This window comes from Bacillus salipaludis, from assembly GCF_004358205.1.
The window spans coordinates 1-19,620 of sequence record NZ_SMYO01000006.1 but is presented as its reverse complement, the minus strand read 5'-3'; the positions used below and the strand labels follow the sequence as shown (position 1 = coordinate 19,620).

Sequence of the window (19,620 nt, the reverse complement as noted above, 5' to 3'; positions counted from 1 at the left end):
CATTCATCAGAATGGAAGGCTTTTTTGTGTTCTGTTAATCTTGAACCATTGCTTTTTGGCGGCATGCTTCAATCGCATCGATCATTAGGTGGTCCAAATGGTTGGTGTCCAAAACCTCTAAACCAGCAGCCGTAGAACCGCCCGGGGTGGCCACTTCATCTGCCAGTTCAGCAGGATCCGCATTGGTTTTCAACATTTCTGCAGAGCCGGCAATCATGTTTGCCACTAGTTTCCTTGCTTGTTCCTGACTGACACCGGACTCCAGTGTGATTTTTTCAAGTGCTTCTGCGACTCGGTAGATAAAGGCCGGAGCACTTCCGGTGACAGCTGTCAATTCATGAATTTGCTGCTCTGTTACTTTTTCAAATTCACCAATTCCGTTAATCAATGCTTCAAGCCAATCTTGCTGTTCTTGTTTTACATTTTGCCCAAGTGCATATAAGGTCATCGACTTTCCTAATTTTGCGGCTGTATTGGGCATCACCCATGCTACAGGTGTTCCTTTAGGCAGCTTTGACTCCAGATAAGTTGGACCGATTCCTGCTGCAACCGTGATGACCAATTGACCATTCATGAGGTCTGCTAAATCTGCAAGAATCGAATCATGGGATTCTGGGGGTAAAGCGAGTATGATGATATCCATCATGCTAACCTCTTGCTGCCAGTGATTGGTTGTTTCCACGTCATATATTTCTCTTACGTCATGTAATCGCTTTTCGTTTCCATTATTGCCGACAAGAATGGAAAATTCCTTCTTGTTCACTCCTTCAATAAGAGCTTGGGCCATGCGCCCTGCCCCGATAAACAAAACATGTTTTTTATTATTATTCATTGCTGCTTCACCTTGATTTTCTAAGTTGAATATGTTGCTTAGCTTACCCAATTGGGAGGATAAATTCTATGAAAAAATACTTTTTATCGCGTCAATTAATTTTTGAAAGAAATCCGCGACCTTTTGAAAAAATCCTTGGTCTACTGCATTCTGTACCTTCTGTTTAACGTCCTGTGCAAGATTATCGAGTTGAGATTGTACGTTATCAAAATTGATGTTCAGATGACGCATTTTATCAAATAGGTCAATTAACAGCTGACGATCTTTCTCACTTAGACTGATGTTCAACGTTTTTAATTTCTCATCCACGATGTTGGCAATATCCTCTTTCGTTGCCGGATGCTGTGCGGCAATCTCTTGTTTAATCTCTGTTAACAGTTGGCTGACTTTATCGGAATCCATGCCTTCTTTTTTGGCTAAATTAGTTGCTAAGCTCAATTCCTCACTAGCAACTTCCGTCCGGTCCTTATTTAGGTTTGTACCTTTTCCGGTATCATAGGCCTTATAGATCCCCACAAGGGCGGAATGTCCGCTGACTTTAATCGGGGAGGCAACATCTACTTCTGCATCCTTTACCCCTGCTGTTAACAAGGCATTTGCATACATTTCTTTCGTGACCTCGGTAATATTTTCAGGGGTTACGATGTTTACGACAATTCCCCCACCTGTGTCGTCTCTGGTTATTTTTGCAGAGGAATACATATTGGCATGTGCATCCCCTTTGATATAGTTCACGAGGTCTTGTCCGGTTGCCGTGATCTCTCTTACTTGGCTTGGGTCAGTCACATCTAATAGTTTTTTGACTTCGTCTTTTTGGGCAGCGGATAATTGTGCCCCGTACACAACTACTGGCGATCCATACTTTTCATTAATGCTGTCATTATCACCACTTGAGGCAAGAGCAATGCCAGAATTTCTTACAAATAATGTTGTTATCAGAACACCGACGATCGCCGCCCCTTTTAAAAATCGATTCCATTTCATTTTTTAGTCTCTCCTTTTTCCATAAATGACCTTGGTTTATTTCAGAAACCTATTTTACTCTATCATGCCAAGATTTTCATGTGAATAGGTTTTAAGCCGTATAAATTTTTAGTTTCGGTGATTGAAGTCTTTTTTGGCAGATTACAATCATTTGAATTCAAAAAAGAAAGCTCACCGATTGGCGAGCCCATCATTTATAAAAATTAGAATCAACTAAACTGGCTTTCCAGCGTTTTAATTTTTTCGTAAAGCTCCTTGTTAACAGGAGTGGATACACCATGTTTTTGACCAAGCTCCAATACGGTACCGGAAAATAAATCCACTTCACTCATGCGTCTCGCTTCCATATCCTGCGCCATCGAAGGTTTTCCTGTTGGACCTAATGTTGACAGCACATCTAACCAATAGTTCAAATCCTCTTCTGTTAAGTGGACTCCCTCTTTTTCAGAAAGCTGGATGACCTCTCGCATGGCGGCAATCATAGTATCTCTTGCTTGCCCTTCTTTTTGAATTTCACCGTAATTCCCTTGATAAACGGCAACCGTTTGATTGACGCCGACATTTAGCATAAATTTACCCCATTGCCGCCTTTGCATGTTCGTATCAATCTCATAAGGCAACTCCATTTTTTCAAAAAATTCGCCTACGCTCTTTGTTTTGTTTGAAACCACTCCTGGCTCCCGATCTCCAAAACAAAGCATACCCATATGATCAAAGGTCAGTTGATTCCCGACCTTAACGGCATCCATGCCTTGTGCGACGCAGTATAAAACCTTATCCATTCCAAAGGCTTCCCCGATAATTGCTTCGCTTGAGATTCCGTTTAAAGCTGATAATATGACGGTATGTTCACCAACATGATGTTTAACAGTCTGTATTGCATCATGTAGTCCATTAAATTTTACCGCAAACAGAATTAAATCAGCAGGTTCACAGTGGTCTTCAGGTGAAACATATTGAAATTCGCAGCGTTCGCCGTTACAAAAAACCCCTTCTTCCTGGTACCGTTTGATTCGGTCCTTATCTGCAATAACTCGCAAATCCCCTTTAGGCATCTTTTTCGATAAATGGTGTCCAAATAATATTCCTAATGCTCCCAACCCAATGATAGATACTTTCATAATCGCTTTCCTCCCTAAAAATTCATTTTCGACTGGCCGCCATCGACATTGATGCTGGCGCCGACGATCCAAGAGGATTTCTCAGATGCAAGAAATGCTGCAACATTCGCGATTTCCTCTGGTGTTCCAAAACGCCCGGCGGGAATTTCTTTTTTCACAAATTCTTCGATACCTTCCGGATCCTCTTCCAAGCGTCTTTGCCAATTGGCGCTTTTATGCAAAATACTCCCCGGTGCTATACTATTGACCCGAATTCCGTATGTAATCACTTCGTCTGCCAATGACTTTGTGAAGCTGATGAGAGCAGACTTTGCATTGTTATAGGTAACTTTGCCGCCGCTTTCTCTGCCGTAAATGGAAGTGATATTAATAATCGAACCTGAACGCTGTTTTTTCATTTGTTCGACAGCCAGTTTGCTTAAGTGAATCGCGGAAAAATAATTCAGTTCCATCGCCTTGTAAAAGAGATCCATCTCCGTTTCGGTCGCTTTACCGCCATTGCTGCCACCAGCATTGTTGATCAGGACGTCAATGGTTCCGAATTGTTCAACGAAATCATGTATGAGCTTGATGCGTTCATCTGCGTTCGTTAGGTCTGCTTGAAAGATCGTAATACTGCCGCCGATTTCTTCTTTTGTTTTTTCTAATGCATCCAGTCCACGGGCAGTGATGGCAACGTTTGCTCCCTCAGCTACAAAAGCCTTGGCGATGGCTTTCCCGATCCCTTTTGAGCCTCCGGTAATTAGAATGTTTTTGTTATGTAGTTGTAAATCCATTGTAAAAGCTCCTTTTTAAAATTGCGAAAATATTGAACTATTTATATTATAACGGTTTAGTGAGTAGATTTTAAAAAAGCTACTAATTCTTTTTCCATAACTTTCACTCTTCAACGGCAATGTAACATCCTTTCAAAAAAATGACACCCCCATTTTCAGGAGATGCCGAATGAATACCTATTTCTGATACTTAGACAACTTCGATGAGACTGATCCAGGCTTTTTTTCGGGTGCTTTAGCTTTCAGTCCGGAAGCCCAGGAAACTTGCGACTCATATTTTTCTGTTTGCTCCTTATTAACGAGGAATTGCAGCCGCTCTTTGTTCTTTTCGAGCGATTCCTCAAGCGTCTTCAGCCGGCTTGGCGGGAAAGAAAGCCCAGCTAGAATGGTCGTAACCGTTGGATCACATTCCGAAATATAGGTACCTTCAAATAATTCCAAAGGCTCGCCAATTTTTTCAAAAATTTGTGGCACATTGATGAGTTTCGATACCGTTTCTGGACCCTCATATATTAGGCCGGCTCGGATAACCCCAACCGTATCAACAGGACAGAAAATCGAGTGCGCCCATGACCGTTGAATTTTGCTGGAAACGTCTGCTGATGTCCTCGCTTCCGTTACCGTCGCCGAAGAAATAAGCGTTACTCCTCTTGTATTTAGAATATTCATGAGATCTGTCTCATCAAAATTACCAAAAAATGAGCTCTTCTGCGTCACTTGCAACACATAACTGATGGCTTCCATGACCTGACGATTCGAAGAGAGATAAATTTGTTGTTTACTTGATTGCGGGTTCGCCTTGCGCATTTGATCGTTATCGACTAGGAACACGGAAGAGATTCCCTCTATTTTCGAAATCTGTTCGATGCATTCTGCTGCGTTAATCCGGTTGCCTGCCAACACATTGCGTTCAGGAACAATCGCAATCGCCCCTATGTTAACGCCTGGGAGCTGGTCTAATAAAATATCGATTAACAGCGGACTCATCCCCGAACCGGATCCACCGTCAGTTGAGAATGCAACCAATAATAGTTTGATGTTTTGAAAGGATTTTTTCACAAAATCAATCATTTCGCGATAATGCTCATGAACGGCACGCAAACCGACTGAACGGTCCTGCCCTGCACCATTATAACCTGGGACAAAATACTTTTTCTCTACTTTCGTGTTTACTACCCCATCACGTTGATTCGTATTGATAAGGGCGGTTTGAAAGCCCATTGTCGATGCTATCTCAGCAATATTACCACCAGCTTGACCTACACCCAAAATACCGATCGATTTCACCAGATCGCCTCCTTATCTACTTAGATAATACTCACTTTTTATGAAATTAGACTTGTTCATTGTAAAAATGGGGGTTACTTTGCGCTAAAAGTAGACGGGTAAATGCCAAACATATTAGTTTTAGAACATTTCCAACGCTTTAACAACTGTATTTGTCCTAAAAAGCTGATTATTTATTGACCGCACCCCATCATCCCCGAAATATTTTCCACATAAATATTAAAATATTTTGACATACTGATAAAAATAATGTAAATTAACAAATGTACGAACAATTTTTAAATAACTAACATTAATATTCGTGTTTGGGAGTGTAACTCATGGAAAATGTTTTTGATTATGAAGATATACAATTGATTCCTGCAAAATCTATAGTAAAAAGCCGTTCAGAATGTGATACATCCATAACTTTTGGCGGTCATAAATTTAAACTTCCAGTTGTACCAGCCAATATGCAAACCATCATTGACGAAAAGATTGCCATCTTCCTAGCGGAAAACGGTTACTTTTACATCATGCACCGTTTCCAGCCAGAGAAGCGAATTGATTTTATAAAAGATATGAAAAAACGAGGTTTAATTGCTTCCATTAGTGTCGGTGTAAAAGATGGAGAATATGATTTCATTCAACAACTAGCAGATGAAAACCTAACACCTGAATACATTACAATCGATATCGCACACGGACATTCCAACGCCGTGATCGAAATGATTCAACATATTAAGAAACTCCTGCCAGGAAGCTTCGTTATTGCCGGAAACGTGGGTACACCTGAAGCAGTAAGAGAATTAGAACATGCCGGAGCTGACGCAACAAAAGTAGGGATCGGGCCTGGTAAGGTTTGTATCACTAAAATTAAAACCGGCTTTGGAACAGGCGGCTGGCAATTAGCTGCATTACGTTGGTGTGCCAAAGCTGCAACAAAACCGATCATTGCGGATGGCGGGATTCGTACACATGGAGATATCGCTAAATCTGTAAGATTTGGTGCAAGCATGGTGATGATTGGTTCCCTCTTTGCCGGCCACGCGGAATCTCCGGGTGAAACGTACGAGAAAGACGGAAAATGCTATAAAGAATATTTCGGTTCTGCATCCGAATTCCAAAAAGGCGAACGTAAAAACGTAGAAGGTAAAAAAATGTATGTGGAACACAAAGGAAAATTAATCGATACATTAATCGAGATGGAGCAGGATCTTCAATCTTCTATCTCTTACGCTGGCGGAAACAAATTAGATGCCATTCGTACCGTGGATTATGTGGTCGTAAAAAATTCCATTTTCAATGGCGATAAGGTTTATTAAGTAAAATGAGCGGGTTCAAATACGTACCCGCTCATTTTTTTCGCTCAAAACTATTATTTTCCCAAAGATTTCCTACCAATGTAATTAAACTGTAATAGTACTCTACTAACTGTAATACTAATCTACTCCTGGAGCTCATAGTCATAGAAATAGCTAAGAGATTCACAAGTGACGAACGAGGTTCAGGAGGGAAAGTATGTTAAAGAAATGTATTACCGCCATTGCCATTTTGGTTTCACTTCTATTCACAACCCCAACGTTTGCGTATACCGTAAAAGATGGAGACACGGTGGAAACGATCGCGCAAGACCATTATTTAACCTTGAAGGAATTAACGAGGCTAAACCCGCAAATTGAAAATATGAATGCCCTTTACATAGGGCAATACATTAATACAATCAAACCAGAACATAAAATTGGTGGACCCCTTAAGATAAGAAAAAGCACAAATACAGCAAAACCTGAATACATATCGGAAGCAGACTTAAAAGTTAGACAAGCGATTCGCAAGTCGAAACCGAAAATACATACAAAAAGCACACCAAAAACCATCGAAGTCACCGCTTACGAAAAAGATTTACTAGCTAGGCTTGTTAGAGCTGAAGCCCAAAATGAGCCCTTTAACGGTAAGGTTGCAGTGGCTTGTGTGGTCCTGAACCGCGTGGAAAGTAAAAAGTTTCCAAACTCTATTAGATCTGTGATTTATGCTAGAAACCAGTTTCAGCCCGTTTTAAATGGTCAAATCAATAAACCGGCCGATAAGGATTCAAGGGAAGCCGTGAATGAGGCATTGAGCAGTAAACGAGATTTAGTCGGCAGCTCTTTATTTTTCTATAATCCTAAAATCGCGCAAAGCCGCTGGCTCGATACCCGCCCGACCACATTAGCAATTGGTCGCCATGTTTTTAAAAAATAGGCTTTACTAAAGAACAATGCTGATTTTTAAACGGCGTTGATTGGAGCGGAAACAACAACCAAGTTTAATACAGCCAAAAAATAAAAGGATCTCACAATCGAGATCCCTTCTTGTCTATGAGCGAACCTGAGAGAACTTTGGTATTCGGATGAGCAATCCGGTTACGAAAATCACAATTAATACCGGAATCAGCCAGCCGAGTCCATCCTCATAAAAAGGTAATGCCCTGTTATAAAATTCGATAATCGGTGCAAGCCAGCTAAAATATTCAATATTCAGAAGCTGGCACAAGGTTTTAAACCCATCAATAATACTGATCAACAACGTAACAGTAATCGCCGTTACATAAACCATCTGGGCATGCTTAAATAGTTTTGAAGTAAAAGTCAAGAGCATGAGCACAACCGCTAATGGGTAAAGAAACATTAAAACAGGAATGGAAAAATTAATGATATTGGCCAATCCAAAATTCGAAATGACAAAACAAACTAGAGAAAAGAAAACAACCCACGCCTTATAGCTCAACTTTGGAAGCAATGAATGGAAATATTCCCCACAGGCTGTAACCAACCCGATACTTGTCGTGAGACAGGCAAGAATAATAATAACCGATAACATTAATGTTCCTAACGTTCCAAAGTAGTAATAGGCTGCTTTTCCAAGGACAGGTCCGCCTGTATCAAATAAACCGAATCTTCCTGTGCTGGTAGCCCCTAAATAGGCAACACCGGCATAAATTATTCCTAGGAAAACAACCGCTACCAGTCCGGACTTTGCAGATGTAATCAGAACACCTCGTGCAGAAGTAACCCCCATCGAACGAATCGCATTGATGACGATAATGCCAAATACAAGGGACGCGAGTGCATCCATCGTGTTATACCCTTCCATGAATCCTTTTACAAATGCTCCACTTGAATACGTCTCTTGCGGTGCACCAATTGGACCTAATGGTTTAACGATCACCATGAATAATAAAACAAGGATCAGGATAATGATTGCAGGAGATAGAATTTTCCCAACATTATCGACAATCTTTGCCGGATTTAATGAAAACCAGAGAGTAACTACAAAAAAGATGAGAGTAAAGATAAAAAGTCCAATATGTCCATGGCTTTTGCCAACAAACGGTGCAATCCCAATGTCATAAGCAACGGCACCCGTTCTTGGTGCAGCAAAAAACGGCCCAATTGTTAAATAAAGCAGTGCGGTAAAAATCACCCCATAAATTGGATGAACCCGGCTTGAGAGCTCCTGAAGGTTTTTACTTCCTGAAAACCCCATCGCCAAAATCCCAAGGAATGGCAAACCAATTCCGGTAATCAAAAATCCTGCGACCGCCATCCAAATTTGCGATCCTGCATTCTGCCCTAGTGATGCTGGGAAAATTAAATTTCCTGCTCCAAAAAACAAGGCAAAGAGCATGACTCCAATAACAAAATATTTCGAAAATGATAACTTGTTTTGCATAAAAAAGCTTTTCCTCCTAAAGTTTTACAACGGTTGATATTCTAAAATATCGTCTGAATTTACTATATTAGCAAAATAATAATACTCTTCTTGTTCGTGAAATGCAACACAAACTCACATTATTATAACAATTCTAAAAAGTCGCTCCCAGTTCTTGAAAAAAAGTAACAAATAAAAGGGCACGGTTTCCCCTGCCCTTCTAATTGATTCAACCTTTTTTCCCTTGATTTTTTATGCGCCTCTCTGCCTCGTTCATATTCGGGTATTGCGGAGGCTTCGTTTTATTTAGCGCCTTCTTCAATTCTACCGTTGCATCATCGTTCGTATTATACTTTCCGTCCATGCTGTCACCCCTTTTCGTCTTTATTATGAACGGATTTTGGAGGTTCATTCCACAACTGTGGATATAAAAACAGCTTGGAGAATCACCCCCAAGCTGTTTTACCTATGAACGTAAAAACTCCGTTTCCAATTTAATTGGGTTTTCTTTTACCTTAGCTTTCTCAGCTAAATAAACTGGAAATGTCACCGCAAGTGTCGTGCCCTCATTTGGGACACTTTCTATCTCCAGTTTGCCTTTCATCATTTGAATTGTCTTTACCGCGACCATTGACCCCAGCCCGGTCCCTTTTTCCTTACTGCTGTAATACGGTTCCCCAAAACGATTAATTTGTTCCTTTGTCATTCCTACGCCCGTGTCGCTCACTTTAATGGTTAAATCATTTTTATTTAAAAAGGTTGCAATTTTCAGCTCCCCACCATTTGGCATGGCCTCAACACCGTTTTTCATGATGTTCAAAAAGCATTGACGGAAATAATTCGCATTCCCGAGCACTGAACCGGATACAAGCTGATCCTTTATCTTTACTGAATTCATGTTTGCCCAAGGCTTCAAAATCTCAATAATATTTTTGAATTCACTTTCAACGCTAATCGGTTCTACCTTCTCCGTCGCCGGTTTGGCAAAGGCTAAATAGTCACTAATAATCGTCTCTGCATTATTGAGTTCTCTCGCCACATGTTCAATATATTGCTCTTTCTTTTCCTGCGATAAATTCGGATCTTTTAGCAGCTCAATAAATCCTTTTACCACGGTCAGTGGATTCCGAACCTCATGTGAGATACTTGCTGCCAGCTGGCTGACAACCTCCATTTTTTCCAATTTCACCATATTGGATCTTACATGAATCGTATCCATCAAAATCTCTAGCAGGTAGACGGCAAAAAATACAATCACAGGAGGTAAAATAATAAAATAGAAAATATACGGTTCGGTTACTTTAAAGAAATCAGACATCGCAACAGCCATATAGGTTGTAATGATTTCCAGGAGCAAGGTAATTGCAGCTGAAAATAACAGCTTTTTCTTTTTATTTACTCGATTGAACTTTGTCGAGAAAAAGGCCGTAGCAATAAAGATGACCACATAAACAATCAGTGTTAAAAAATTAAATCCATAAATCGCAAACCGGCTCACTAATAAAATGATCAAAAGTGCAGCCCCGGTAGGCCAGCCGCCATAAAGGGTTCCAATAAACAGTGGAATTTGTCTCAGGTCATGTACACAGTACTGATCAATATAGATTGGGAATTTCATACATAAAATAATCGGTAAACTCATGCAGGCAGTAAGTAGGATCTGCTTATACTTCTTAAGCCGGCTTACATTATCATATAAAACAAAAAACAATAGAATGCTGACAATAATATAAAACAAGTTATCTAATACATTATGATTGATATAAACGAAGTTCATCGTTGCATACTCCTAACTATGTTGGTTAGAACGTCTTGTAAATTATACAACAAGAAGGGATATGCAGGAAGAGGTTTCTACTATAATGGTGTTCTGAAATAGATTCCAATCATAAATTTTCTTTTGTTCTTACCAAAACTCTATTTTTGTATTATTCTAAATATAGAATACAAACTTTTAGGAGTGGGTTAAATGAATACGATGTTTATTGCCGGACATGCAAAATTACCCTCAGGAATGGCAGCAAGCAATTTGTTTGAAACGTTAACGATCACAGCTGAAATAGATAATCATTATGGGGTGATTGTGGATGCTGCATGCACCCTGGCAACGGATCACGGCAAAGATTATATTGCTAGACTCTTAAAAGGCCATAGTCTTCGTCATGGAATTGACAAACCACTTGATGATGTAAAAAGATTTTACAATGGAAAAGCAGCAAATGCTCTAATTGCTGCATTAAAGGACTTATATAAACAATTTGAGTCGATTAAAAAATAAGCGATTTCAACTAAAGATGGAGTTTTCTTCTTAATATAACACGCTAGATTGAAACCGGCTTTAAGTTACATACTAAAACCCCGGAGTTACTCAATCTCCGGGGTTTTAACGGTTGGCTCTGTTAAACAGGTTGTTGATTTCCGCTCCAGGCGCTTCGCTTTCCGCGGGCGGCTCGTCGAGCCTCCTCGTCGCTTCAATCAACAGCGTTTCAAAAATCAACATTGACCTTTTACATAGCCTAACGTTTAATTTAAATTATCCTTTTTTCACTGTTTCCTTTTCAAATGGCCAAGCCGGCAAGGTATTATTTAATGGTTTATCCTCCCGGTACCCGAGAACGTATTCCGCCTGCATAATGGTATGGATCTCTCTCGTCCCTTCATAAATCACCGGAGCCTTTGAATTTCTTAGGAATCGTTCGACTGGATATTCACTTGAATATCCGTAAGCCCCATGGATTTGCACCGCATCATCGGCCGCTTTATTCGCAAAATCACAAGCCTGCCATTTTGCTAGCGATGTTTCTCGTGTATTTCGGACACCTTTGTTTTTTAGTTCACCTACACGATAAACCAATAATCGGCTCATTTGTAAGCCTGCTTCCATGTTTGCAATCATTTGTTGAACCAATTGGTGTTTGCCAATTTCTTTCCCAAATGTCTTCCTTTCATGACAATAATTTACACTCTCTTCTAAAGATGCCATGATTAAACCAACAGCACCAGCCGCAACGGTAAAACGTCCATTATCAAGGGCAGCCATGGCAATTTTGAAGCCTTCGCCCTCTTCGCCTAATCGGTTCTCTTTTGGAACTCTTACCTGATCAAAGAATAATTCCCCTGTATTACCAGAACGGATTCCTAATTTTCCTTTGATGGCACGGGATGAAAACCCTGGCATCGTTCTTTCGACGATAAACGCAGAAATTCCATGATGTTTCTGAGCTTTATCTGTATACGCGAATACGATGAAATGATCAGCAACATCGCATAAGGAAATCCATGTTTTTGAACCGTTTAGTATGTAGTCCTCCCCATCCCGAACGGCAGTGGTTTGCAGTGAAGCAACATCTGAACCGGCTCCAGGTTCTGTTAAACCAAATGCAGCAATCTTTTCACCCTTCGCTTGTGGAACCAGGTATTTTTGCTTTTGTGCTTCTGTTCCCCATTGCAATAGTGTTAAACTGTTAAGTCCTGTATGAACTGATACCGCTGTACGAAACGCTGTATCCCCTCTTTCCAGTTCTTCACAAACGATTGCCAGTGCATTATAATCCATCCCGCTTCCGCCGTACTCTTCCGGGATACAAACCCCCATAAGATTTAAATCACTTAAGCGCTTCCAAATTTTCGGATCGAAGGCCCCTTGTTCATCCCACTCTCTCATATTTGGAATAATTTCTTTATCTACGAAACTTCTAATCATCTTTCTTAGCATTACTTGCTCTTCTGAAAAATCAAAATTCATCGTGAACACTCTCCAATTATATTAATTTTTTAACTCTAATGAATTAATCCCAGAGTCGATAATTTTTTTCTGGATAAATTGTGAAATCTCTTCAGGAGTGTACCCTGCTTCTTGAAGGATCTCGATAGTATGCTCTCCTGGCATCGGGGGGTGCCGTTCTACTTTTGTAGCTGTCCTTGATAGTTTTATCGGAGAACCTACTAGTTTTACTGAACCTGCCTCAGGATGATTGACTTGAACTACCATATCCCGCTCAATCACCTGTGGGTGGTTAAATACCTGGTCCATGGTTTGGATTGGACCGCAAGGGATATTATTTTTAGAAAACAACTCCATCCAAAATTCAGAAGACTTTAATTGAAGCTGATTTTCCAAAATATTCGTAAGTTCAATCCTATTTTCTACCCTTGCTTCATTTGTTCTATATTTTTCATCTTTAGCTATTTCAGGAATCTTCATTACTTCACATAATGTTGTAAACTGCCTGTTATTCCCCACAGCGATAATAATTTCTCCATCCATAGCTTTAAATATAGAATATGGGACAATATTTGGGTGGTCATTTCCGAGCCTTTGTGGCACATTACCAGAAATAAGATAATTGCTGGCCACATTAGCTAATGAGCTAACTGCAGCATCCATAAGCGACATATCAATTTTTTGTCCCTTCCCGGACCTCTCTCGTTCTAAAAGGGCTGCTTCAATGGAAATAGCTGAATATAATCCTGTAAGAATATCAACCATTGCCACGCCAATTTTAAATGGACTGCTGTCTTGATCCCCCGTAATGCTCATCAGACCGCTCATTCCTTGGATTATATAATCATATCCGGGAAGATGGCGATAGGGGCCTGATTCTCCAAAGCCTGTGATCGAACAAAAAACTAATTTTGGGTTATTTTCTTTCAATGAATCATAATCTAGTAACCATTTTTCCATCGAGCCAGATTTAAAGTTATGAATCAACACATCCGCCTCTTTGGCTAGTTCTCGGACTATGTCCCTGCCTTCTTCCGTTTTTAAGTCAACCGTCAGGCTGCGCTTATTCCGATTGGCACATAAATAATAGGCACTGACGCCATTTTGAAACGGAGGTCCCCATCCTCGTGTCTCATCACTTCCACCAGGGGCTTCTACTTTTATTACATCTGCGCCTAAGTCTGCTAAAATCATGGTGCAGTAAGGACCCGCAAGCACACGTGTTAAATCCAATACTTTAATTCCTTCTAATGCACCGCTCATGTTACCTCCTCCCTTTTTTGAAAAAAAACATTTTTTACATACAAAAAGCCAGTCCTTTCCACATTCATGTGTTAAGGACTGGCTACATGATCCATTTCATCCAACCTGGTAGGGCTGGTATTGGAATCTTCTCAGTCAAATATTTAAGAATCAAAAACGGACTTCACTACCTTCAGCTGTAAAGGCTGATAGGGAGAAGTTATTTTTATTTTAAAAGAATGTTCTGAATATTTCAAGTGCTTTTTGAATATATTTGGGGAATTATTATTTATTTTCCTACCTATGATAATATTCGTTTCTCCCCATCAACTTGCTTGATGGGGTCAATATTTTGCGTAAATTCTAAGGTACCAATATATTCTCCATTTTCATCCCGAACTGCAAAATAACGAATATAAACATATTTGTCCTTAAATTTTATCCAGAAATCCTCCACATCTTTTTTGCCTGATTTAAAATCTGCGAGCAGTTCTTCGACGGCGTGGACACTTCTTGGCGGATGGCAATTTTGGACCGTGCGCCCGATAACAGCTTTCGTACGGGCAAAAATCCTATCTTTTCCGTGAGAAAAATAACGAACAACATCGTCGTGGTCTATAAAGGTAATATCCACCGGTAAATGGTTTAACAGCAGTTCGAGCTGTTTTAACGATAATATCCCGGTTTCCATCTTGATATACCCTTCAGAGATGGCATTCTCTGCAAGTGCTTGTCTTTCAGGCCTCCAAACATCAGCAGGCTCCGTCAGGCAGAAGCCAATTTCATCACTTTCATGAGCAATTTTCACCCATTCATCTTCAGTCAGATTGTTGAGAGCCATTGGAAACAAAATATTTTCTTCGCGGTAAATCATATCATTTACTTCATTGATGATATAGGTAACAACTTGAACAATGCCCTGCTTATCTCCATCGTAATAAGATAAATTTTGTTTGGCATCTTTAATCGCATCACGAATAAAGTCATCGATTCTCCACATATTCGTAGAAGGACCATAGATTCCATATTTCTCAAGGTATGGGAAAATTAAATGTTCCTTCCTGTTAAAATGCTTGTCTATATCCAGTAAAAGATTGCAATCTTCCAGGAGTTTATAAACATTCTCAGGTGAATCTTCCTTTTCAAATTGCCATAAATGGATTTGAACCTTTGTTTTAATTAATTTTTCTAATTCCCTATTTTCCAACTTAAAGGTATGGACCGGATGTCCAGGCTGTTCCTCAGGATGCTGTGAGCGCTGCTCCTCTTCGATTGAGCCTTTAAACAGAGCGGTGTGCGCCGCGTATAAACGCTTCACTTCTTCTGCGGGCAAGGTCCCCTCTTGGGTAAAATCATGCTGTATTTGTGAAATTTCATCAATGGTAATTTTACCGATGAGCGCATTAAAATGGGCTTTTACCTCTTCAACACTTCTTCCATTATGAAGATCCGTAAAAATTTGTTTAATCATTTCAAATCGTTTTGTATTTTTTAATAAAAATTGTTCACGATTATTAATCATTTCACTCATAACGATTCTCCTTCGCTAAAGCATCTGTACCTTAGTGATAACTTTTCTCAAGAATATCACGCAATCCCCCAAAGGTTTGTGATTTATATCATTACTACAATGCAAAACAAACAATGTTCACAAAATAGACAAGTTGATTCGACAAAACTCGGGCGGTGCCTGGCACCGCCTGAATTTTGTCGAGTTGGAAATACCTGCTATTATGACCTGATGATAATTATCACATCCAATATAAAATCTGAATGGTATGATGCAAGAGTGTAAGTAAATAAATAAATTGAAATGGGGTTATGTAGTGAACTTTCCACAACTGAAAATAGGTCATATGATGCCGAGAGTACCGATAATGCAAGGTGGTATGGGTGTTGGCATTTCTTTAAGCAAGCTAGCTTCAGCTGTTGCGAATGCCGGCGGGATTGGCATAATATCCGGTACTGGAATTTCAGTTGATGAAATGAGGACCCATATAAGACGAGCTAAAAATCTTGTCAAAGATGCTGGATATATTGGCGTAAATGTATTATTTGCCATGAATGATTTTGCGGAAAAAATGAAAGCTGCCCTTGAAGAAAAAGTGGATTTTATTATATCAGGCGCAGGAATCTCACGAGATATGTACGCATGGGGAAAACAGGCGGGAATACCCGTCATTTCGATTGTCTCTTCGGCAAAATTGGCTAGAATTTCTGAACGTCTTGGCGCTGCAGCAGTGGTCGTTGAAGGTTTTGAAGCGGGAGGACATCTTGGTACTGAGCGTCCTATGTTGGATATACTTCCGGAAATTGTAGAGGCTGTTTCCATCCCTGTCATTGCTGCGGGAGGAATTATGACGGGTGATGATATTGCAAAAGCGATTGGAATGGGTGCATCCGGCGTGCAAATGGGCACTCGGTTTGTGGCAAGCGAGGAATGTGATGCGCCACTTGCCTTCAAGCAAAAATATGTGGATGCACGTAAAGAAGACACCGTTCTGGTTAAAACGACAGTTGGCCTTCAAGGAAGAGCCATAAGCAATAACTTTACAAAATTGATCAGTGGTCCTGACAAGTTGAAAATTGCTAAATGCCATGATTGTCTAAAAAATTGTTCCTATCGTTTTTGCACACTAGATTCCCTCCTTGTGTCTGTTGGAGGAGATGTGGAGAATGGGTTAGTTTTTGCTGGTGCAAGAGTGGGAGAAATAAAGGAAATTCTTCCGGTCCAAAAAATCATTGACAATCTTACTATTGAATATGGTTTGGCTGCAGAAAACGCTTAAAGGTCTATTTTGTACTAGAATGAAACACTCTCGGCTTACTTTTTGCTGAAAAGCTAACAAATCCCGGGTGCAGATTTAAACACTCGGGACCATTTTTTAATTTATACACCGATAAAAATCAACTACCTCTAATCTATTTGCAGAACCTTCTTTATCGAACGTGACAATCCATAGCCTGCATAAACCCCGAAAACGTTTAATATCAAATCATCTACATCCAAACTTCCTCTTTTGGTAAGGAATTGCAGAACCTCAATCATTGTAATCATGATAATAGGGAGCCCGAATCGTTTTATATTATTGACAGGCGATTTTCTGGCTATGATCATAGTAAAAATCCCAAATGGGACAAACAATAAAACATTTGCTGCTAAGTTGTAAAACGCGATTAAGAATGAAACCTCCCCACTTAAATAAGAGGAGATAGTTTTAAAAGGAACTAAATTATATGTTTGGTATTCTTGATTGGATGGCCTGAAAAGAAAAGAACCAGCAATGAACATGAATACAAGAATAAGAAAGTCGATAATATCCGTTTTGAAATAGACATCGTATTTCCTGTAACTAATAAAATGAAGAAAAAAATAAAAATGGTCAGACAGAACCACACCAAAATCAAAACGACCGGATGAAGATAATTAAATAATTTTATCCAAATCGGAAGCAAAGCGGCAAATAAGCCCTGCGATACGATCACAGAGAGCCAAACCGCCCATTTTTTTGAAATCATTGAAGAACCCCCGTCAAAAAATCAATCCTTACCATTCTACCACGAAAAAGAGTAGCGGCGGGGAACCCATTTATCGACAAAATTTGGGCGGTGCCTGGCACCGCCCAAATTTTGTCGAATCTCAATGCATAAGATTAAATAATTTTTCTTCTGCTAAATTGGTGTCAATCGGGCAGACTTTTGCATCTCTTCCGTATTGCCATGCCCATACTAAACCAGGACATCTTGGTTTTTTCGGGTTAAATTTTGGTTTGCTCCGTTTGGTGCTGATTCCTTTTTCAGGCTTCGCACTCCACAATACTGCTTGATTTTTCACGAACTCCTCTTTTTGAACGGCTTCACAGTAGGCACTATGAAAACCGCCGACCATTGGATCATGATAAAATCCCGCCCTATATGAACTGGTATAAAACGTTTCCACCCAGCCAATTAACCACTCTGCATCCGCTTCGTGAAACCGTTCTACATTTGCGAATATAACAGTCCCTTTACGAATTCCCAGCCTTCGGGCATGGTAAATAGCATTCCGCGCCATTACTTTTCCCTCTTGCCGCCCAACAGGGTTGTTAAAATCATTATAAATAGGCATAACTTTTATGCCTTTCGATCTTAAAAACCGTAGTTCGTCCTTCGTAAGTCCCTCGCTAGCATTGGGCACCGTGCTCAAATATCTTCCCCAAAAATCCGGTATCCCAAAGTTTCTCTGGACACATAGTAATACTTCCTCATTAGCATTTACTGTAGAGTCTACACCCCAAAAAACTGCCATACTACACCTCCATTTCCATCTATATGTATATGCGGAGGATACTTATCCTAATGAAAAAATCGATTAAGACAGCCATTAGCATTTATTATAAAACTTAAAAAAGCGCCCTCTAAATGGAGAGACGCTTTTAATCAAGCTATTTTGTTTCTGTATTAAGCACTTGATGAAAAAATTGTAACACTTGCTGGTAAGCATCCCTTGCAGAGGCCACATTGTAGGATGCACGCGTATCGTTGAAAAAAGCATGACCTGTATTTTGATAAATTTTATATTCAAATGATTTACCATTTTGTTTCATTTGTTCTGCAAGATGTGGAACATTGTCCGATATCCGTTTGTCCTGATCACCGTAAAATCCATAGACTGGACACTGAATATGCTTGATATCTTCATCCTGTGGAGCATTTCCGTAAAAGATAACCGCTCCTTTTAATTTGGGATCCCGGCAGGCTAATTGTGCGGAAAGAGCCCCTCCCATACAAAAACCAACGGATGCAACACCTTGTCCCTTAGACGCCCCGTATTCCTCACGCAAAAAACTAGAAGTTGCCAAAAGCTGTTCAATATAATCAGAAGAATTAATCCCGCTAAACATTCGTTCAAAGGTTTTTGTTACACGGTTTTGTTTTTCTTCCTCTAATTCGCGAAGAGCCTGCTCTCGTTCATCAGGGTTGTTCCATACCGAATGTGGCAATGTGTCGAGAAAGGCCTTCACCTCAGCAACCCGCTCTGTACGCAATTCTTCGGCCTTTGCATATAAATCAGGAGCAAACGCAAGGTAACCTGCTTCTGCAAATCTTTCCGTTATATCCTGGATATGTTTATCAACACCCCATATTTCCTGAATTACCAATACAGCAGGGAGGTTTTCATTTACCCGATCCATTTTTGCTATATAACCTATGTACTCTTGATTTTTACCATAACGAACCCATTCGGTTGCTAATGTCATCTATTTACCTCCATCCTCATTGTCCAAGTAATCCCATATCATTTTATCAGACCACTATGGAAAATAAAAATTTTAGGTTAACCTCACTTGATGAACACACTTTGAAGATTTTATTTTCCGGTTTTGGGTTTTATTGTCCTATTAATGAATTTTATCTTCCAGTTTACCCATTCTATTTTCCAAAGACCATCCGAAAAGGAAAAATCCTAATGAAAACATATTACAAAGACCTTATCCGCAACAAAGTTCCTAATAATTACCATCTTTTAGGTATTCTTTTATAAAAAATAGCTTTCTCAATTTATTTTCCAGGTTTTGATTTTATTGTCCCATTTTTGAACTATATTCCCCACCTTTAATTGTATTATTTTCCAGTAAATGAAACATCAAAAAAGACAACCCTCTTTAGGTTGTCTTTCATCATGCCTGGCAACGTCCTACTCTCACAGGGGGACAGCCCCCAACTACCATCGGCGCTGAGAAGCTTAACTTCCGTGTTCGGTATGGGAACGGGTGTGACCTTCTCGCCATTATTGCCAGACTATTTATATGAGGTATCATTCCCTCAAAACTAGATAATACAGAAGAAGTTTTTAGTAAAAACGAGTTCACCTTCATATGATACATATGACTTGTCTAGCTTCGGCTCCTAACTTCTCGGCCGTTTCGATCCGTCTCTACAAATCCAAAAGGCAGGATTTGCAGTGCCGGCTCGGAAGCGTTCGTCGAAGTTGAACAGTCGCCT

19 protein-coding genes and 1 rRNA gene are annotated in these 19,620 nt (G+C 39.9%); 4 read left to right on the top strand and 16 right to left on the bottom strand.

The genetic code is table 11. From position 1 onward, the window contains the following. Nucleotides 1-34: 34 nt before the first annotated feature. The 5 genes from proC to E2K98_RS13155 all read right to left on the bottom strand — a co-directional run bounded on the left by proC (nt 35) and on the right by E2K98_RS13155 (nt 5,000). Nucleotides 35-832 (bottom strand): pyrroline-5-carboxylate reductase, encoded by a 798-nt coding sequence (gene proC / locus E2K98_RS13175; RefSeq protein ID WP_133334764.1) that lies wholly within the window; start codon nt 830-832, stop codon nt 35-37. Nucleotides 833-898: 66 nt separating this feature from the next. After that, a complete protein-coding gene (locus E2K98_RS13170; protein ID WP_133334762.1) occupies nt 899-1,816 on the bottom strand; it encodes a DUF1002 domain-containing protein in 918 nt (305 codons plus the stop codon). Nucleotides 1,817-2,025: 209 nt separating this feature from the next. Then, a complete protein-coding gene (locus tag E2K98_RS13165) occupies nt 2,026-2,937 on the bottom strand; it encodes a ketopantoate reductase family protein (RefSeq protein ID WP_133334760.1) in 912 nt (303 codons plus the stop codon). 14 nt (nt 2,938-2,951) lie between these two features. Next, nucleotides 2,952-3,713 (bottom strand): SDR family NAD(P)-dependent oxidoreductase, encoded by a 762-nt coding sequence (locus E2K98_RS13160; protein WP_133334758.1) that lies wholly within the window; start codon nt 3,711-3,713, stop codon nt 2,952-2,954. Nucleotides 3,714-3,890: 177 nt separating this feature from the next. Next, nucleotides 3,891-5,000 (bottom strand): FtsZ/tubulin family protein, encoded by a 1,110-nt coding sequence (locus tag E2K98_RS13155; RefSeq protein WP_133334756.1) that lies wholly within the window; start codon nt 4,998-5,000, stop codon nt 3,891-3,893. Between the two features lie 320 nt (nt 5,001-5,320). Here E2K98_RS13155 and guaC point away from each other — a divergent pair, with 320 nt between their 5' ends. Beyond that, complete coding sequence (guaC, locus tag E2K98_RS13150) at nt 5,321-6,304, top strand: GMP reductase (protein ID WP_133334754.1); 984 nt, start codon at nt 5,321-5,323, stop codon at nt 6,302-6,304. A gap of 196 nt (nt 6,305-6,500) precedes the next feature. Beyond that, on the top strand, nt 6,501-7,220 hold the full coding sequence (locus tag E2K98_RS13145; RefSeq protein WP_133334752.1) for a cell wall hydrolase: 720 nt from the start codon (nt 6,501-6,503) through the stop codon (nt 7,218-7,220). A gap of 114 nt (nt 7,221-7,334) precedes the next feature. Here the strand turns inward: E2K98_RS13145 and brnQ are convergent, their stop codons facing one another. The 3 genes from brnQ to E2K98_RS13135 all read right to left on the bottom strand — a co-directional run bounded on the left by brnQ (nt 7,335) and on the right by E2K98_RS13135 (nt 10,446). Next, nucleotides 7,335-8,690, bottom strand: coding sequence for a branched-chain amino acid transport system II carrier protein (brnQ, locus tag E2K98_RS13140; protein ID WP_133334750.1), 1,356 nt, complete (start codon nt 8,688-8,690; stop codon nt 7,335-7,337). Nucleotides 8,691-8,898: 208 nt separating this feature from the next. Beyond that, nucleotides 8,899-9,033 (bottom strand): hypothetical protein, encoded by a 135-nt coding sequence (locus tag E2K98_RS32040; protein ID WP_268884087.1) that lies wholly within the window; start codon nt 9,031-9,033, stop codon nt 8,899-8,901. Between the two features lie 102 nt (nt 9,034-9,135). Then, nucleotides 9,136-10,446: a sensor histidine kinase gene (locus E2K98_RS13135; RefSeq protein WP_133334748.1), complete on the bottom strand. Its 1,311-nt coding sequence runs from the start codon at nt 10,444-10,446 to the stop codon at nt 9,136-9,138. A 192-nt stretch (nt 10,447-10,638) separates the two neighbouring features. Here E2K98_RS13135 and E2K98_RS13130 point away from each other — a divergent pair, with 192 nt between their 5' ends. Then, on the top strand, nt 10,639-10,947 hold the full coding sequence (locus E2K98_RS13130; RefSeq protein WP_026576089.1) for a DUF3870 domain-containing protein: 309 nt from the start codon (nt 10,639-10,641) through the stop codon (nt 10,945-10,947). A 255-nt stretch (nt 10,948-11,202) separates the two neighbouring features. Here the strand turns inward: E2K98_RS13130 and E2K98_RS13125 are convergent, their stop codons facing one another. From E2K98_RS13125 to E2K98_RS13115, 3 genes are all read right to left on the bottom strand, one after another. Continuing rightward, entirely contained in the window at nt 11,203-12,414 is a 1,212-nt protein-coding gene (locus tag E2K98_RS13125; RefSeq protein ID WP_133334746.1) for an acyl-CoA dehydrogenase family protein, read from the bottom strand. 21 nt (nt 12,415-12,435) lie between these two features. Continuing rightward, a complete protein-coding gene (locus E2K98_RS13120) occupies nt 12,436-13,656 on the bottom strand; it encodes a CaiB/BaiF CoA transferase family protein (RefSeq protein WP_133334744.1) in 1,221 nt (406 codons plus the stop codon). 280 nt (nt 13,657-13,936) lie between these two features. Continuing rightward, complete coding sequence (locus E2K98_RS13115; RefSeq protein WP_133334742.1) at nt 13,937-15,166, bottom strand: DUF438 domain-containing protein; 1,230 nt, start codon at nt 15,164-15,166, stop codon at nt 13,937-13,939. A 277-nt stretch (nt 15,167-15,443) separates the two neighbouring features. Between E2K98_RS13115 and E2K98_RS13110 the strand changes: the two genes are divergently transcribed. After that, on the top strand, nt 15,444-16,424 hold the full coding sequence (locus tag E2K98_RS13110; RefSeq protein WP_208025367.1) for an NAD(P)H-dependent flavin oxidoreductase: 981 nt from the start codon (nt 15,444-15,446) through the stop codon (nt 16,422-16,424). 128 nt (nt 16,425-16,552) lie between these two features. Here the strand turns inward: E2K98_RS13110 and E2K98_RS31665 are convergent, their stop codons facing one another. The 5 genes from E2K98_RS31665 to rrf all read right to left on the bottom strand — a co-directional run bounded on the left by E2K98_RS31665 (nt 16,553) and on the right by rrf (nt 19,416). Then, entirely contained in the window at nt 16,553-16,927 is a 375-nt protein-coding gene (locus tag E2K98_RS31665; RefSeq protein ID WP_235824817.1) for a VanZ family protein, read from the bottom strand. Continuing rightward, nucleotides 16,864-17,154 (bottom strand): hypothetical protein, encoded by a 291-nt coding sequence (locus E2K98_RS31660; RefSeq protein ID WP_235824827.1) that lies wholly within the window; start codon nt 17,152-17,154, stop codon nt 16,864-16,866. The genes E2K98_RS31665 and E2K98_RS31660 overlap by 64 nt, the downstream gene beginning before the upstream one ends. A 121-nt stretch (nt 17,155-17,275) precedes the next feature. After that, nucleotides 17,276-17,923 carry a glycoside hydrolase domain-containing protein gene (locus E2K98_RS13100; RefSeq protein ID WP_133334738.1) on the bottom strand — a complete coding sequence of 216 codons (648 nt, stop codon included), beginning with the start codon at nt 17,921-17,923 and terminating at the stop codon, nt 17,276-17,278. A 136-nt stretch (nt 17,924-18,059) separates the two neighbouring features. After that, nucleotides 18,060-18,875 carry a dienelactone hydrolase family protein gene (locus tag E2K98_RS13095; protein WP_133334736.1) on the bottom strand — a complete coding sequence of 272 codons (816 nt, stop codon included), beginning with the start codon at nt 18,873-18,875 and terminating at the stop codon, nt 18,060-18,062. Nucleotides 18,876-19,299: 424 nt separating this feature from the next. Continuing rightward, nucleotides 19,300-19,416: ribosomal RNA gene (rrf, locus tag E2K98_RS13090) — 5S ribosomal RNA — on the bottom strand. Nucleotides 19,417-19,620: the final 204 nt, after the last annotated feature.